The organism is Streptomyces sp. SGAir0957, from assembly GCF_043523415.1.
On sequence record NZ_CP027292.1, the window covers coordinates 111,546 to 125,846 of the forward strand.

Genomic DNA, 14,301 nt, shown 5'->3' on the forward strand with positions numbered 1-14,301 from the left:
CGCGGCGCACCACTGTTTCTCGTCAATCCCAGGTTGACCATGCGTCCTATACCGCTCAACACCCCGGAAATGTCGAAGAACTGCATGCTCCGCATGGGAAATTCATGCGGTGAAAGTAACTCGCTGAGGAAAACAACTTTCACAGAAGGAGAACGCTCGTGAAGATTGGTATCGGAATTCCCAATCAAATACGTGATGTGAGAGCGGACGTCATTCCCGAGTGGGCACGGCGCGCCGAGGACGCGGGATTCGCCTCCCTGGGCAGTGTGGGCCGTGTTGCTTACCCGGGGGTGATGGACACAGTCGCGCTGGCGGCGGCGGCAGGTGCCACGCGCAGTATCGGGCTCATCAGTAACGTCCTGCTCGGCCCGGTCTGGCCTGCTCATATGCTGGCCAAGGAGGCACAGAGCATCGACGGTGTTTCGGGCGGCCGTCTCACCCTCGGAATCGGTCTCGGTGGGCGGCCCGACGATTTCGTCGTGGAGGGCCTTGGCCCGCGTGGCACGGGTAAGCGTCTCGACCGTGACGTCGAGACGTACAAGAGCGTGTGGCGCGGCGAGACGCCCGCAGGCTGCGACAACCCGCTGGTGCCCAAGGGCAGCCGTGAGGTGCCTCTGCTCTTCGGCGGTATGGTCCAGGCTTCGTTCAACCGCGTGGCGCGCTCCGGCCGTGGTTATATCGGTGCGTCCGTACCGGCACACATGATCGCCGGAGCCTTCGACGGCGTACGCACCGCCTGGAAGGAAGCTGGACGGGAGGGCTCTCCGTACCTCGTCGCCATCGCCTACTTCGCCGTTGCGGATACCGAGGGCGGCCGGGCGAACGTCTATGACTACTACTCCACAGCAGGAGCGGACACCGCCGGCTTCATCGCTTCCGCAGTGAGCGGAGGAGGCGAAGAGATCAAAAAGACCGTCAGGGAGTTCGAGGAGATCGGAGCCGACGAGCTGATCCTCAATCCGACCAGCGACGACGTCGACGAGATCCTGCGCGTCGCCGATGTTGTTCTCTGACACGTTGGCTGTCTCTTGATGTCGTCGCATCTCTCCCAGTAAATACACAGGCGGTGGAAGCCATAGCCTCAGGCGATGATGCGCTTGACGACGCAGCGGAAGATGCCCAGGCCGCTGGCAGGCAAGCTGGTGGACTGGGCCGCGGTGCAGCTCGGATGCGTGCTGCAGATCGTCAGACGCAGCGACGACATGGCCGGTTTCGTCGTGCTTCCGCGCAGGTGGATAGTGGAGCGCACGCTGTTTAGATCTTCCAGTGCCGCCGCTGCGTCCGCGATAGGCCCATTCGCGGGCTAGCGTTCCGTTGTGGCGTTCGACCCGGCCGTTTGTGCGCGGGGTGTAGGGCCGGGTCGGCTTGTGTTGTGTGCCGCAGGCGGCGAGGGCGCTGGCTCAGGTTGTAGATCGGTAGCAGGAACCGTTGTCGGTGAGACAGTGGCGAATCGGGGTGATGCCGTGCGCGGTGAAGAAGGCGACGGCGCGGTGCCAGAAAGCAACCGCGGTGATGGCCTTCTCGTCGTCCAGGGCTTCGGTGTAGGCGAGCCGCGAGTGGTCGTCGAGAGCCGAGTGCAGGTAGCTGTAACCCACCTTGCCGGTGCCCTGGCCAGTGCGTTTGGAGGTGCGGGCGGCCTCGGTGCCGACGCTGGAGAGTCCGGTTGAATTGTCTGCTTCGAATGCATCGATACAGACTGCAAGCGACTTGCCGCCGAGTCTCTCGTGCCGGTACCGCCTTCGCGCCGCGGATGTAGGGCGTGTCGCAGGCTTCCTTGACCACGCGGGGCCTGTCTAGCCCCGAGCGACCTCAGCGGTGTGCGCAGGCGTGTAGCGCTCGCCCATCACCTGATCGCTCAGCGGGTCCAGCGCGGCCAGCGCCTCGGCATTCAGGGTGAGGTCCAGCGCGGCAGCGTTCTGCTCCAGCCGGGCCGGGCTGCGCGTGCCCGGAATAGCGGACACCGCCACCCCGAGCCGCTCGGCCTGTGCGTGCACCCAGGCCAGCGCCACCTGGGCGGGTGTGGCACCTAGCCGGTCGGCCACCTCACGCACGGTCTGCGCGATCTTCTCGTTCGCCTCACCCGCCTCGCCCGCGAAGCGGGGGTTTGTGCGTCGGAAGTCCTTCTCGTCCAATGTGGCGCGGTCCAGAGTCCCGGTCAGGAACCCTCGTCCCAGCGGTGAGTAGGACACCAGCCCGACCCCGAGCTCGGCCATCATCGGGGTGATTGCCTCGACGTCGCGGGTCCACAGTGAGTACTCGCTTTGCACCGCGGTGATCGGGTGCACCGCGTGCGCCCGGCGCAGCAGTTCGCCGTCAACCTCGGACAGGCCCACGTGGCGGACCTTGCCGGCTTCGACCAGTTCCGCCATCGCCCCGACGGTCTCCTCGATCTCCACATCCTGGGGTGGGCGGTGGGCGTAGTACAGGTCGATGACCTCGACGCCCAGCCGCAGCAGCGAGGCGTCGCAGGAGCGCAGTACGTAGTCCCGGGCGCCACGGATGCGGCGTGCCCGGTCACCAGCACTGCGGTCGATACCGAACTTGGTGGCCAGCTGCACCTGGTCCCGGCGGCCGTGGATGGCCCGGCCCACCAGCACCTCGTTGTGTCCGGTGCCGTACGCATCGGCGGTATCCAGGAACGTGATGCCCAGCTCCAGGGCCCGGTCGATGGTGGCCAGGCCGCCGTCCCAGTCGGCGGCGCCATAGCTCTCGCTCATCCCCATGCACCCCAGGCCCATAGCGCTGACTGTGAGACCGGTCGAGGCGAGCGTTGTTCGGCTGATCATGTGCGGCCACTCCCTTTTGCCCGGCGGAGCCGGCATACCTTGAGCACGGATGAACGCTTTGGAACCTAGGAGTTGGAGCGCACTCGAAGTCAAGCTGGGGCGGGCTGGCCCCGCCGAACGGGCAGGCACGGTGTGAGCGGTGGGAGTGAAGCGTCCCCGGCAACAGGTCGCGACCACGGGGCGGGCCGCCTCCAGGAACGCCAGCCGGTCGTCCTCCAATAGGTCGTGCACTCTTTCGCCAATGGGCAGCTTTCCCACACCGCCCGGTTGAGATCGAGGCAGAGTGCGCGCGATCGTGCACGGGCAGGGGGAACTGGACGCGGATGAGCCGCGCCGCGACCCATATCCTCCTCATGGTGTTTTGGGTCGTGAGGAACTAGGCGTTGATGTCCCTCGCGAGGCCCGACTGAAGGCGGACCGTTCGGGCTCGGCCTCCACCTCGATGAACCGCTCCAGCAGCGGCCAGTCGTTTTCCTTGCCGGCCAGCGACGAGGCGGTCTGCCGTCGTTGTTGTGTAGCGCGCTTGGCTGAGAGTGGAGTCCCGTGTGGACGGGGGAGGCCGGCCGACGTTGTGGCTCGGCTGAGGCAGACGCAGCGGCGCGGGGCGCCGCCGCCCGGGTCCAACCAAGCCGTTTCACGCGCGCACCCTGTGGCAGTGGTGAGGGCGCCTTGAACAACGCACGTGCATGTGGGCCGGACAGCGGCAGGGATGCGGCGTGTTCGCCGCTCTGGCGTGCGGTGCGGGTCAGGGTTTGATGCCGACACCGGCCAGCAGGCTGATGTCGGCGTCTGTGGGTTCGGTGCCGTCGGGGGGTGTGGTGGGGCGCCAGCGGTGGCAGCAGCGGATCCCGGGAGTGATCAGTTCCAGGCCGTCGAAGAAGCGGGCCACCTCGCTGCGGGAGCGGAAATGGACTGGTGTTCCTGCCTCGGTGTAGGCCTTGGCGACGTTGTTCCAGGTCTCGGGGTCGAAGTCGGGGGTGCAGTGATTCATGGCCAGGGCGCTGCCGGCCGGCAGCGCATCGAGAAGCTGCTTCACGATGGCGTAGGGGTCGTGCGGGGCGGTCACGAAGTGCATGAGCGCGTTCAGGGTCAGCGCGATGGGAAGTTCGAAGTCCAGAACGTCGGCATCTCTCACGGCGTCGATCAGAGTGCCGGGGTCGGTGACGTCGGCCTCGATGTAGGCGGTCTGTCCCTGGGCGGTGCTGCGCATGAGGCGTTCGGCGTACTTGAGGACGAGGGGGTCGTTGTCGGCGTACACGACGCGCGCATCGGGGGCGACGGACTGGGCGATCTGGTGCAGATTCGGCTCGGTGGGGATACCGGTGCCGATGTCGAGCCACTGGCGGATGTCGTGTTCCTGCGCCAGCACCCGGGTGGCCCGGTGCATGAACGCACGGTTCTCCCGGGCGGTCACCGGCAGGCCGGGGTGGGCCTTGGCGGCGAGCAGGGCGGCTTCCCGGTCGACGTCGAAGTGGTCCTTACCGCCAAGGAAGTAGTCGTACATGCGCGCCGAGTGCGCCCTGCTGGTGTCGAGATCCCGGCCGTCCTGCCTGTTCATGTGTGCCCTCTCACGTGGCTGGTGGCCACTTTGCGGTTCAGGGGAGAGGCACGCGCCGCCTTGCGTGCCCGTGTGTGCGCTGAGCTATCCCGTCATGAGGTAGTCGGCCAGGCCGGCTTTGACGCCGCGGACGAACGCGGCGATCTCCTCGGGCGTACAGATCAGTGCCGGGCCGGCCGGGTCGGTGGACTGGCGCAGGGCCACCCGGCCGTCGGCAAGCTGCTTGGTCTCCACGCACTGGCCGCCGTTGGGCCCGCTCCAGGGCCGCAGCCAGCCTCTCTCGCCGAGCTGCAGGGCGGGCATCCCGTTGTAGATCACCTGGCCGGTGGATGTCACGCGTACTCCTTGCGCATGCGTAGCAGAAGCTTTCTGCTGACCTCGGAGGAGGTGAGCAGCGCCAGCCGGGAATGCGCCTCGAGATGGGCGACGACGTCGGGGCGCTGGTCCAGGTATACGGCGGCCGACAGCAGTTCGCTGTAGACGATGTCGGGCAGTTCTGGCTCGGCGAAGCGGAAGTACGTGAACGGGGCGCACGCCCCCACGTGCGCTCCTGCGGCGAAGGGCACGATGTCCACGCTGACGTGCGGGAACTCGAAGACCTCCAGTAGCCGGTCGATCTGGTCGCGCATCACCTCGGGTCCGCCGACCTCTCGGTGCAGAACGGCTTCCTCCATCACCACCCACAGCGTCGGGGCGTCCGCACCCTTCAGTAGCAGCTGGCGGTGCAGCCGCAAGTCCACGCGGCGCTCGATCTCCTCATCACTGCCGTTGGGCAGCCCACCCCGTAGTACGGCTCGGGCGTAGTCGGGCGTCTGCAACAGGCCGGTGACGTAATGGGGTTCATAAGTGCGCAAGGTGCGGGCGCCGGTCTCCAGGCTGACGTAGGCGGTGAACCAGCCGGGCACCGCATCGCGATAGGAGTGCCACCAGCCTGGCTCGTTGGCCTGCTCGGCCAGGTCGATGAACTGCTCGATCTCAGGGCGCGGCGCACCGTAGGTCTCGAGCAGTTTTTCCACATACAGCGGCTTGAGGGCGACCTCGGCCTTCTCCAGACGGCGGATCGTCAGGGTCTTCACCCGCAGCGTCTTCGCCGCATCCTCCAGCGTGGCGCCGGCCGCGAGGCGCCGCTCCTGCAGCCGACGGCCCAGGATCATGCGCAGGACGGTCGGCGCGCTGGTGCCGGACCGGGCTTCGCTCACATCCCACCTCCTGAGCGCTCATCAACAAGCTGATTGTCGCCTGGACTTGACGGCAATACCAGAGCGATACACGGTCTGCTGAAATTATCAGAGAGGAGGTTGCAGCATGAGGTGATCACGCGCATAGTCGGCATATGCGCGGCCACGCTCACTGCCCCCACGCGGCCTCCGGCTCCCCAGCCCCAGGCGGCCGGATGGCGCCTGACGCCAACGGCATGTCCGGTCGGTCGGGCACCCGCCCAGCCCGCGGACCCTCGCGCTCGCGCCCCCTGACCCGGCCTGCCCCGCGACAGACCTGGAAGGCCCTTACTGTGATCCGCCCCGCGCCCCAGCCCCCGGCCGTATCCATCGCCTTACCTGTCTCCCTCTTCGAGCACTGGTTCGCCCTGCCCGCCCGGCCCACCAGCGCAAGAGCGGCCCGCGACACCGCCCGCGAGAGGCTCCGCACCTGGCAGGTGCCCGACGACACCTGCTGCGACGCGGTCCTGCTCATCTCCGAACTGGCCACCAACGCCTTCCAGCACACCGATAGCGGAAGTTTCCTGTGCGGCCTCACGCTGGCGGGCGGCCAAGCCCGCCTGCGTATCGAACTCCACGACAGCGGTACGGCCGCGCTCCGGCCGCCCCAGGCGCCCGGCGGTCCCTGCCAAGAAGGCGGCCGCGGCCTGTTTCTCGTCCAAGAACTCGCCGACCGCTGGGGCACCGCGCCCTCCACCCGCGTCGAAGGCAAAGTCATCTGGGCGGAACTGATCAGCCCTCGCTGACCGGCAACCGGCCCGTCCGCTCCGCGGCGCCGCACACCACCTCACCATGGCGCCCGATATAAACCCACAAAGAAGGCAGCCATGAGCTCCCACGGCCCAAGCACACCTGCCGCCGCGCCGCCCCGGACAGGACGAACGCCCGAGAGCAGGCGACGGGCGGCCACGCGGCGGGTGGGCACACGCCACCACGCCTACACACGGCACGGTGGGGCTGCCCCGATAACCATCACTTGCAGCCGACCGGGAACCGCTCGACACACGACGGATGCCCTCGCATGAGGGGCGACGGCACAGCAGGATGCCAGCAGGGATCGGCCCTGGGGCTATGGACACCCCCTCAGCAGGGACAGCGCGCGTACTGCACCTACCTGGAGCACCTGATGGCCTGCGCGGAGTGCGCCAGGCTGGCTGGCCGGTGTCGCGCGGGACAGACACTGCACCGCGCCTATCGCACCGCCCGCAGCGGCGAGCAGACCTAGGCCCAATGCCGTTGCCTTACGTCCTCGTGGGCTGAGGTCGTTGGATGCGGACGGCCCGGACGCCGGTGCGGGTGGGCTGGGGCCAAGCGCGGTGTTCGGCCCGTTTGAGCCGGTAGTTGGACATCTTGCGTTTGACTACGCGGGGCTGGCTGCGCAGGCGTCTGGCCGGCAGGAGCCGCTCCAGCAGGTCGTGCTCGAGCAGGACCAGCGCCTGGACCAGGAGGTCAGGGGGAAAAACGGCCCGGCGTGACGGTCACGCTGCGCCGGGCCGAGCGCAGGGTCTCGGTGAAGGAGAGCCGGTCTGGATCCAGGCCGCCGGAGGTGGCGGTTCGAAACATCAGCTCGCGCAGGGCCCGGTGGACCAGCAGGTGGGCCCAGATCTGCTGCAGCACCCCGTCCGGGGTCTTGCTGCTGAGTACGGTGTGGGCGCCGCGCTGGCGGGTCTTGAGTTCGGCGAGGACCGACTCGACCTCTCAGCGCTCCTGGTAGAGCGCGGCCAGTTGCCGGGCCGGGAAGCGGCGGGCATCGAGCAGGCTGGTCACCAGCCGGTAGTCGTCCGCCGCCGGACCGGCGTAATCGAGCCGGTAGGCCAGGACCCTCACGGTGACCGGGTCTTGCTTTGCGGGGTCGGTGGTGGCGTGGATGCGGGAGAGCCAGGAGCCGTCCCGCAGCACCCGGTCGGCGGGCAGGACACGATTGGCGGGCACGCGCCACAACAGGTCGGCGCCGGTGACGGTGAAGGCCCGCCACAACGGCACGCCGAGGAACTCGCGGTCGGCCAGGACAAGCTGGCCGGGTCCGCAGGAGCGGGGCAGGCGGCGGACCAGGGTGACCTCCCCGGTGCGGCAGCCGGCCAGCTCCGCGTCCACTACCAGGTGCGTGCCGGTCTCCACCAGGCAGGCCATCCGCACCTGCGGGAAGGAGCTCTTGTCTGCACCGCGGGCGTTGCCCGGGCGGCCGAAGGCGGCCTCGTTGGCTGGCGTGTCGGCGACGTCCCAGCAGGTGCCGTCCACCGCCAGCAGCCGCAGGCCCCGCCAGAACACTCCGGGCGTGGCCAGGGTGCCCAGCGGTTTCGCCGTCGCGGTGAACAGCACCCGCAGCGGCTCGCTCCCCAGTCGCTGCCGGGCCCTGAACAGCGAGGACTTCGCCGGAATGCGCCAGTCACCCAGCAGCCCCAGGCCCCGCAGGCCCTCGACCAGGTGCCGCATGACGTCCAGATAGGGAGCGGGCGAGAACAGCGCCAGGCCCAGGACGAAGTACACCACCAGCCGGGCCGGCAGCAGGCGTCTGCGTTGCTCCACTCGCCCGCAGGCAGCCACCACCCGATCCACCAGACCCGGCGGATATACCCAGGTCAACAGCCCCAGACCCGATAAGTCAGACACATGCGCAGACACCGGCACCACCCCCGGGAGCAGTACACAGAAGCCTACGCCGAGCAGCTAGAACAACGGCATTGGACCTAGGCCGTGTTTTAAGTAGCCCGGGAGGCCAACCACTTGATGAGGTCGCCCGCGATCTGATCGATGCCTGTCTCGACGGCGACGGCGTGCTCGCGGCGGCTGGTGTCACGCCGGACGATCTCGTAGCCGCCCGTCTCCGAGACGGCGACGGACGCGAACCAGGCGGGATCGTCCTCGTCGGGCTGGATGACGACGAAGGTGTTGTCTATGCCGTTCAGGTCGCTGACCAGCTCGAACAGGGCGTCTTCGGACGGGTCGTCAACGTGGTCGCCGTTCTCGCTGTCCGCGCAGTAGTAATCAGCGGCCACGAGACCTCCCCATGCGTGTGCTGCTCGAAGTGCCGGTGGCCAGCATGACACGGCCGCAGGGCCGCCCGACGGCTCACAACCACTGGCGGATCGCCGCGACGTGCACCGTCGCCTCGTAGCGCACCGCGAGCTTGTCGAACCGAGTGGCCACTGCCCGGTGCTGCTTGAGACGGCTGATCCCGCACTCGACCGCATAGCGCTCGCGATAATCGATCTTGTCGAACGTCGGCGGTCGGCCGCCTTGCGAACCACGCTTCTTGCGATTGCGGACTTGATCGGCCTTCTCCGGGATCGTGCACCCGATGGCGCGTCTGCGCAGGTAGGCGCGGTTCGCGCGGGAGCCGTAGGCCTTGTCCGCCCGCACCTTGTCCGGCCGGGACCGCGGTCGGCCAGGACCGCTCCGAGGCACCCGGATGGCCTCCAGAACCGGCTGGAACTGCGGGCTGTCGTGCCGGTGCCCGGCGGTGACGAGCAGCGACAACAGCCTTTGACCCTGCTCACAGGCCAGGTGGATCTTCGTGGTGAACCCGCCCCTTGACCGGCCCAGCCCGTGGTCGTCGGGCTCGATGGCGACACCACCAGGCGCCTCCTTCTGCCCGGTGCCGTCCCGCCGGGCACCGGCCGCATGCTGGTGAGCCCGGCAGATCGTGGAATCGACGCTGACCTCCCACGTGATCAGCCCGGCCTTATCGGCCCGCGCCTGTAACAGCGTCAGCAGCCGGGCCCACACCCCCTGCCGCTGCCATCGCCGGAACAGCCTGTACACGGTCTGCCAGGGCCCGTACTCCGGCGGCAGGTCACGCCACGGAACACCCGTCCGTACCCGCCAACGCACACCATCCACCAACCGTCGCCGCCCCGGCCACCTGCGACTTACCCCGCCGCCGGCAGCAACGACTCCAGCACTGACCACTGTTCATCAGAAAGATCCCCACGCCCCACACGGTGATCATCACGGCCTGAGGCATGGAACGGAACCCGCACCTGAAACACGGCCTAGTGCGCAGGAGTGCTGAGCGGCGGGTTGTCAGTGAGGGCTGGCAGTATGGGTCCTTTGATCCCGCCCGCCCTCAGTCGAGACCGGGCACCCCTGCGCGCTGTGGAGTTTTGAGATGACCCGTACTGAATTGGTTGCTGCTCTGGCTGAGCGAGCCCAGGTGAGCCGTAAGGATGCCGATGCTGTTCTGGCGGCCTTCGCCGAAACGGTGGGTGAGGTTGTCGGCAAGGGGGAGGAGAAGGTGACCATCCCCGGTTTCCTGTCGTTCGAGCGCACGCACCGCGCCGCCCGGGAAGGCCGCAACCCTGCCTCGGGCGAGGCCATGACGATTCCGGCCGGTTACAGCGTCAAGGTCTCCGCCGGCTCGAAGCTCAAGGAGGCCGCCAAGGGCAAGTGAGCCCACGCGGTCCTGGGAGAGGGATGGCTTCGGCCAGGAAGGCGATGGTCCTTCTGTGCCGCCCCTGGCCGAGGCGCGGCGCACGCGCGCGAAGCTGACTGGCCGCGATGGAGCTCCCGTCCGACACTGTCCTCGATGGCGAACTGGTCACCTGGCGTGACTGCGCAACTGACTTCGGCGCGGTAAGTGTGCGCTGCGGCCTGCGGCTGGCCGACTTGATGCGCCGCTACACCGCCGCGTATGCCGCGTTCGATGCTCTGCCGTTGCGGGCAGGGACCTGCGATCGCCCGTATGCCGAGCGGCGCGGCCCTCCTGGACGTACTCGAACGGCGGGAGGGACGTGGGCGGGGGCGGCACGCCGGGGCGGGGGCTGGGCTCGGCGTCCCTTCCGCGGCACCGGTGCGGGTGGGGCGGCGTGGACAACGTGCAGGGTTGTGTGGTCTCTGCGGTGTTGCAGCGTTCTTTCTACCTAAAACGGTCCGGAGATCACCAGGGCGCCTTATCCGGAAAACGCGGTCGTTTTTCGGCTCGTCCACGGTGCCGTGCTCGTTGCAGGGGCTAGCGGCAGCGGTGCCGTCTGGTGCTTGGCGAAGGGCTGGTTCTGCACCCCCGGGCGGCCTTTCGGGCCGTACGCGTGGGGGAGTAGCGTGCTGAGCAGTCCGTGAATATGCCTCGCCGTTAGCGCGGCGCAGGCTTTTTCGGCGATCTCTCGGGCCCGTGGACGGGTCCCCTGCGCCAGCGGCTGCCGTGCGGGACCCTGTCGCCCGCTTCATACGCACCGCATCGCCCGTCTGCCGTGAACCCGCAGTCGCCCTTCCCGCGTGTCTGCAGGCCTCCCGTCACTCGCCCGCGCAGTGGTGCCCTGTCCGCGAGAGCGGGGATCCGGCCGTGCGCGCCACCTTCTTCGTCGACGACCTGTGCCTGATCACACCCCTGCGGCACGAGCAGGGGGTGCGCCTGTTCGGTGAGGTGGTCGGGGCGCACCAAGTGCCGCTGGCCACCGCGGTGGCCGACTGCGCGAAGCAGGCCGCGGAGGTCACGGTCGACCTCGTCCAGGTGACTTACCTGTCCAACAGTGCTCTGGCCACCCTGGTCGGTCTGGCCCGCGCCCTGCGCCCGCCCCAATTCCTGTGCCTGCAGGCCGGACCCGAACTGCGTCTGCCCGAGCGCCTGCGGGAGCGCGGCTGGGACCAACTGCCCTCCCTGCGCCTGCACGAGGCGTGACCTGGCGGGGGTTCCTGCTGTCGCGGGAGGCAGCAGGAACCCCCGCCCCACCCTCCGCCTCCCGCACCCACTTGGCATGCGACGGTGCACCGCACCGTTCCGGCTCTGCTTGGAGGCTGTTGTGCTGCCCGGCTTCTTCATCGACGACCACTTAACGATCACCCCGCTCCGCGACACCGGCGGGGTACGTCTGCGCCTGGAGGGTGAGCCACGCCTCGCTCACCACGAACCGCTCACTGAGGCGGTGAACGCCTGCATGCGCGCCGCCGACGAGGTCACCATCGACTGCCGCCGCCTCGCCTCTCTCTCCGACGGCATCCTGCACACCCTCGTCGCCCTGGCCGGCGGCCTCCGCCCGCCACAAACTCTGTACCTCAAGGCCGCACCGGACCTCGCCCTCGCTGAACGGTGCGCCAGCCAGGGATGGGACCAGATCCCCACCCTGCGCCTGGTCCTGATCTGCGCGTGAGCCGGCGCTCCGAGGTTCACTGCCGGTTAAGACGGCATCCCGGCTTCCCTGGGTGCAAGGAGCGGCAGGCTGGCCGCGCCGTCCGTTATCCCCAGGATGGCGCGGCCTGCCCGCCTCGACCACGAGCGCCCGGCCAGCGGGAGGGCGGCGGGTGCTCTGGGAGCGGGTGGACCGTTCCAGTGTCGGCGCCGGATGCGATCCACAATCGAAAACTACCCGGAACCACGCGGTTGTCACCTTTGGGGATAGCTGGTGTGCCATGGTGTGGGCTCTGCTGTGTGGACCCGCACGTGGTCCTCGGCGAGTGGGGAGGCCTTGTGGATGTGGCTCAGTACACGAGAGTGGCGGTCGGCCGGGCGCGACGGCGGCGCCGCGGGCGCCGGCCGCATCCCGCGGAGCCGTCCTTGGCCGTTGCCGAGGTGGTGCCTGAGGTGGTGCGGTCGCGCCCCGCGCTGCCGCGGCCGCACACGTGCTGCACCGTCGAGCAGGTTCGCGGATTCTTCGGCAGTACTGTCGTGGTCACCACCCTGCACGCGGGGGACTGCCCCGTCTGGTCCGCCCGTAGCTGACCAGTAGCAGGGGGGTCTGCTGGGAGGAGCGAGATGGACTGGCAGGGGTTTGCCGTGCAGATGGCGTCGGTGGCTCGCACGCTGCTGGCTCAGCCGACGGTGGATGCCACCCTGAAACAGATCACCGAGTCCGCCCACGATCTGGTCGGGGGCTGCGATGCGGCCGGCATCCTCCTTCTGGAGAACAAGCGGGCCCGCACCCTGGCCCCCACCGAAGCGCGCGTGGTGGAGTGCGACCGGCTCCAGGCCCAGCTCGGCGAGGGCCCCTGCTTCGACGCGGCCCGGCGAACCGATGGCGAGCGCGTCTACCGCATCCGCGACCTCGGTGAAGAGCCGCGCTGGCCGCACTTCGTCCCTCAGGCCCACCGCCTGGGGATCGGCAGCATGATGGGCTTCCTGCTGTACACCGACGACGAGGACTACGGCGCCCTGAACTTTTACTCCCGCCGGCCGGGCGCCTTCACCGACGTCGGCGAGGCCGCCGGCTGGCTCCTGGCCTCTCACGCCGCGGTCGCCCTCGCCAGCGCCCGCACCCACGCCCAGATGGAACAGGCCATCACCACCCGCCACCACATCGGCGAAGCCATGGGGATCCTCATGGCGCGCCACCACGTCACCGAGGACCAGGCCTTCGACGTCCTGCGCCGCTACTCGCAGAAGAAGAACATCAAACTCCGAGAGGTCGCCCGCCTGGTGTGCGACACCGGCAGTCTGGGCCAGCCCTGATCTGCACTGCCAGACAGCGGTGCCGCTGCCCTCGCCCTGCTCGACGATCCGGCGTTGGTGAATTGGCGGGGCGGCCACGCGCACGACTACGAGGCGGCGTGAAAGGAGCATGTACCCGGAGGGTGGCGAGCCGCCGCTATGAGCCCGGCACGTGCTGCTCGTGACCTGGACCCTGTCGTCGCGTTGAACCGCTCGCCTGGCAGGCGCCGGGTGTCGTACGCCGCTCTGGTTGGGCCCGGTGTGCGGCGCCCGGCTACCGCTTCCCGTTCTGTCACCGGAGCTGGGGCCGCATAACGGGCGCCATTCCAGAGGCCGCCCGTGGGTCGATGACTTCGTTGGGGGTGGTTGGTCGGGCGGCGCCGTTCCCTCCGGCTTCCCCTGTGCCTTCTCCAGTGGCGTCGCCCGACCGGCTGACGATGAGCGGGTCGATTCTCATCGTCACGCCGCATCTTCAGGTGGTCTACGCATGCCCCCGTCACAGCACTTTGTGGCTACACGTTTAGGTGAAGCACCGGTCATGTGTGTGGGTTCCGGGCCGTGGTGGCGGGTGTTGTGTCACCGGTTGGGGTGGGGCGTACGGCGGTTTCCCTCGAACTTTTGACCGGTATCGGGGTGTGGTGGGTGAGAGGGCGTGTTCCTGGCGGAGCGTGGGGGAGGGGGTGCAGGGATGGTTCGGGCGATGGTGTGGAGGCGGTTGTGGCTGGGGTGGCGTCTTTGGTGTGTGCAGAGGGTCTGTGGGTGATCGAGGTGGGCGGGGAGGTCGACTGCACGCAGACCAACGAGCTCACCGACACCGTCGCCGAGGCGCTCCGCTGCACGACGGGGCCGCTCGCCTTCGACCTGGGCCGGGTGTCGTTCTGCGACTCCTCGCTGCTGAACTGTCTCCTGCACGCGCGCCGTGAGCGTCCTGTGCTGCTGGTGGGGGTCACGCCGCAGACGCGGCGGTTGCTGAAGGCCACTGGTACTGCCTCGGTCTTCACTTTCCACGACACGCTCCGCACCGCTGCCGCCGTGCGAAGCTGAACTGGGCTGGGCCCCGTATTTTTCGTGATCGCGGTCTGCGGCTGTCGAAGGCCCAAGCCCGGCGGGTGTCGGGTGGTAGCAGGTGCGGCCTGGTCACAGGCTGTGCTGGCGCGGTGGTGGGCGGCGGGTTCCTGTCCGTGTGAGGTGCCGGTCGGGCAGGAATCCGCCGCCCGGGCCGGCCAAGGGCGACGGTCCCGGCCCGGGCCGACAGTCCCCTGCTTGTCCGAAGGGACCGGTGGGCCGTGCGGCACGTGTTGCCCGTTTGGTGAACTTCACACCACTCCGTAAGTAGATCCGGTATCTCCACGCTGTGGTGGCACCAATGGCCGTGGCGTGGCT

General features: G+C 68.6%; 16 protein-coding genes and 1 pseudogene. 8 read left to right on the forward strand and 9 right to left on the reverse strand.

What is annotated here, in order from left to right; translation table 11 throughout:
• The first annotated feature begins 158 nt into the window (after window positions 1-158).
• Window positions 159-1,013, forward strand: a complete 855-nt coding sequence (locus C1N81_RS04740; protein WP_394427109.1) for an LLM class flavin-dependent oxidoreductase — start codon at window positions 159-161, stop codon at window positions 1,011-1,013.
• Window positions 1,014-1,130: 117 nt separating this feature from the next.
• A pseudogene (locus tag C1N81_RS04745) lies at window positions 1,131-1,250 on the forward strand (IS5/IS1182 family transposase); the annotation flags it as partial.
• Window positions 1,251-1,400: 150 nt separating this feature from the next.
• Here C1N81_RS04745 and C1N81_RS04750 read toward each other — a convergent pair.
• The 5 genes from C1N81_RS04750 to C1N81_RS04770 all read right to left on the reverse strand — a co-directional run bounded on the left by C1N81_RS04750 (window position 1,401) and on the right by C1N81_RS04770 (window position 5,543).
• Window positions 1,401-1,595, reverse strand: coding sequence for a DDE-type integrase/transposase/recombinase (locus C1N81_RS04750; RefSeq protein WP_394427111.1), 195 nt, complete (start codon window positions 1,593-1,595; stop codon window positions 1,401-1,403).
• A gap of 198 nt (window positions 1,596-1,793) precedes the next feature.
• A complete protein-coding gene (locus C1N81_RS04755; RefSeq protein ID WP_394427112.1) occupies window positions 1,794-2,786 on the reverse strand; it encodes an aldo/keto reductase in 993 nt (330 codons plus the stop codon).
• 745 nt (window positions 2,787-3,531) lie between these two features.
• Window positions 3,532-4,344 (reverse strand): SAM-dependent methyltransferase, encoded by an 813-nt coding sequence (locus C1N81_RS04760; RefSeq protein ID WP_394427113.1) that lies wholly within the window; start codon window positions 4,342-4,344, stop codon window positions 3,532-3,534.
• An 84-nt stretch (window positions 4,345-4,428) separates the two neighbouring features.
• Entirely contained in the window at window positions 4,429-4,647 is a 219-nt protein-coding gene (locus tag C1N81_RS04765) for a DUF397 domain-containing protein (RefSeq protein WP_394427447.1), read from the reverse strand.
• A gap of 29 nt (window positions 4,648-4,676) precedes the next feature.
• The gene (locus C1N81_RS04770; RefSeq protein ID WP_394427115.1) at window positions 4,677-5,543 is read right to left on the reverse strand and encodes a helix-turn-helix domain-containing protein; all 867 of its coding nucleotides are present in this window, start codon (window positions 5,541-5,543) and stop codon (window positions 4,677-4,679) included.
• A gap of 311 nt (window positions 5,544-5,854) precedes the next feature.
• On the opposite strand from C1N81_RS04770, the gene C1N81_RS04775 reads away from it, so the two are divergent.
• The gene (locus tag C1N81_RS04775; RefSeq protein ID WP_394427117.1) at window positions 5,855-6,307 is read left to right on the forward strand and encodes an ATP-binding protein; all 453 of its coding nucleotides are present in this window, start codon (window positions 5,855-5,857) and stop codon (window positions 6,305-6,307) included.
• A 703-nt stretch (window positions 6,308-7,010) separates the two neighbouring features.
• Here the strand turns inward: C1N81_RS04775 and C1N81_RS04780 are convergent.
• The 4 genes from C1N81_RS04780 to C1N81_RS04795 form a co-directional block, all read right to left on the reverse strand.
• Window positions 7,011-7,178: a hypothetical protein gene (locus C1N81_RS04780; protein ID WP_394427118.1), complete on the reverse strand. Its 168-nt coding sequence runs from the start codon at window positions 7,176-7,178 to the stop codon at window positions 7,011-7,013.
• 81 nt (window positions 7,179-7,259) lie between these two features.
• Window positions 7,260-8,192 carry an IS4 family transposase gene (locus tag C1N81_RS04785; protein ID WP_394427120.1) on the reverse strand — a complete coding sequence of 311 codons (933 nt, stop codon included), beginning with the start codon at window positions 8,190-8,192 and terminating at the stop codon, window positions 7,260-7,262.
• A gap of 68 nt (window positions 8,193-8,260) precedes the next feature.
• Window positions 8,261-8,557 (reverse strand): hypothetical protein, encoded by a 297-nt coding sequence (locus tag C1N81_RS04790; protein WP_394427121.1) that lies wholly within the window; start codon window positions 8,555-8,557, stop codon window positions 8,261-8,263.
• Window positions 8,558-8,630: 73 nt separating this feature from the next.
• Window positions 8,631-9,499 (reverse strand): IS5 family transposase gene (locus C1N81_RS04795; RefSeq protein WP_394427123.1). Its coding sequence is split into 2 segments (ribosomal slippage): window positions 8,631-9,436 and window positions 9,436-9,499, totalling 870 coding nucleotides; the frame shifts between segments, so codons are not numbered across the junction.
• A gap of 170 nt (window positions 9,500-9,669) precedes the next feature.
• Here C1N81_RS04795 and C1N81_RS04800 point away from each other — a divergent pair.
• The 5 genes from C1N81_RS04800 (at window position 9,670) to C1N81_RS04820 (ending at window position 13,962) form a co-directional block, all read left to right on the forward strand.
• Window positions 9,670-9,951 carry an HU family DNA-binding protein gene (locus tag C1N81_RS04800; RefSeq protein ID WP_394427053.1) on the forward strand — a complete coding sequence of 94 codons (282 nt, stop codon included), beginning with the start codon at window positions 9,670-9,672 and terminating at the stop codon, window positions 9,949-9,951.
• Window positions 9,952-10,839: 888 nt separating this feature from the next.
• A complete protein-coding gene (locus C1N81_RS04805) occupies window positions 10,840-11,175 on the forward strand; it encodes a hypothetical protein (RefSeq protein ID WP_394427125.1) in 336 nt (111 codons plus the stop codon).
• 76 nt (window positions 11,176-11,251) lie between these two features.
• Complete coding sequence (locus tag C1N81_RS04810; protein WP_394427127.1) at window positions 11,252-11,644, forward strand: hypothetical protein; 393 nt, start codon at window positions 11,252-11,254, stop codon at window positions 11,642-11,644.
• 602 nt (window positions 11,645-12,246) lie between these two features.
• Window positions 12,247-12,939, forward strand: coding sequence for a GAF and ANTAR domain-containing protein (locus C1N81_RS04815; protein WP_394427129.1), 693 nt, complete (start codon window positions 12,247-12,249; stop codon window positions 12,937-12,939).
• Between the two features lie 717 nt (window positions 12,940-13,656).
• Entirely contained in the window at window positions 13,657-13,962 is a 306-nt protein-coding gene (locus C1N81_RS04820) for an STAS domain-containing protein (RefSeq protein WP_394427131.1), read from the forward strand.
• The last annotated feature ends 339 nt before the right edge of the window (window positions 13,963-14,301 follow it).

Coding starts and splice junctions, on each gene's coding strand:
- C1N81_RS04755 (WP_394427112.1), bottom strand. CDS start 2,786: ATGATCAGCCGAACAACGCTCGCCTCGACCGGTCTCACAGTCAGCGCT.
- C1N81_RS04760 (WP_394427113.1), bottom strand. CDS start 4,344: ATGAACAGGCAGGACGGCCGGGATCTCGACACCAGCAGGGCGCACTCG.
- C1N81_RS04765 (WP_394427447.1), bottom strand. CDS start 4,647: ATGCCCGCCCTGCAGCTCGGCGAGAGAGGCTGGCTGCGGCCCTGGAGC.
- C1N81_RS04800 (WP_394427053.1), top strand. CDS start 9,670: ATGACCCGTACTGAATTGGTTGCTGCTCTGGCTGAGCGAGCCCAGGTG.
- C1N81_RS04810 (WP_394427127.1), top strand. CDS start 11,252: ATGCGACGGTGCACCGCACCGTTCCGGCTCTGCTTGGAGGCTGTTGTG.
- C1N81_RS04815 (WP_394427129.1), top strand. CDS start 12,247: ATGGACTGGCAGGGGTTTGCCGTGCAGATGGCGTCGGTGGCTCGCACG.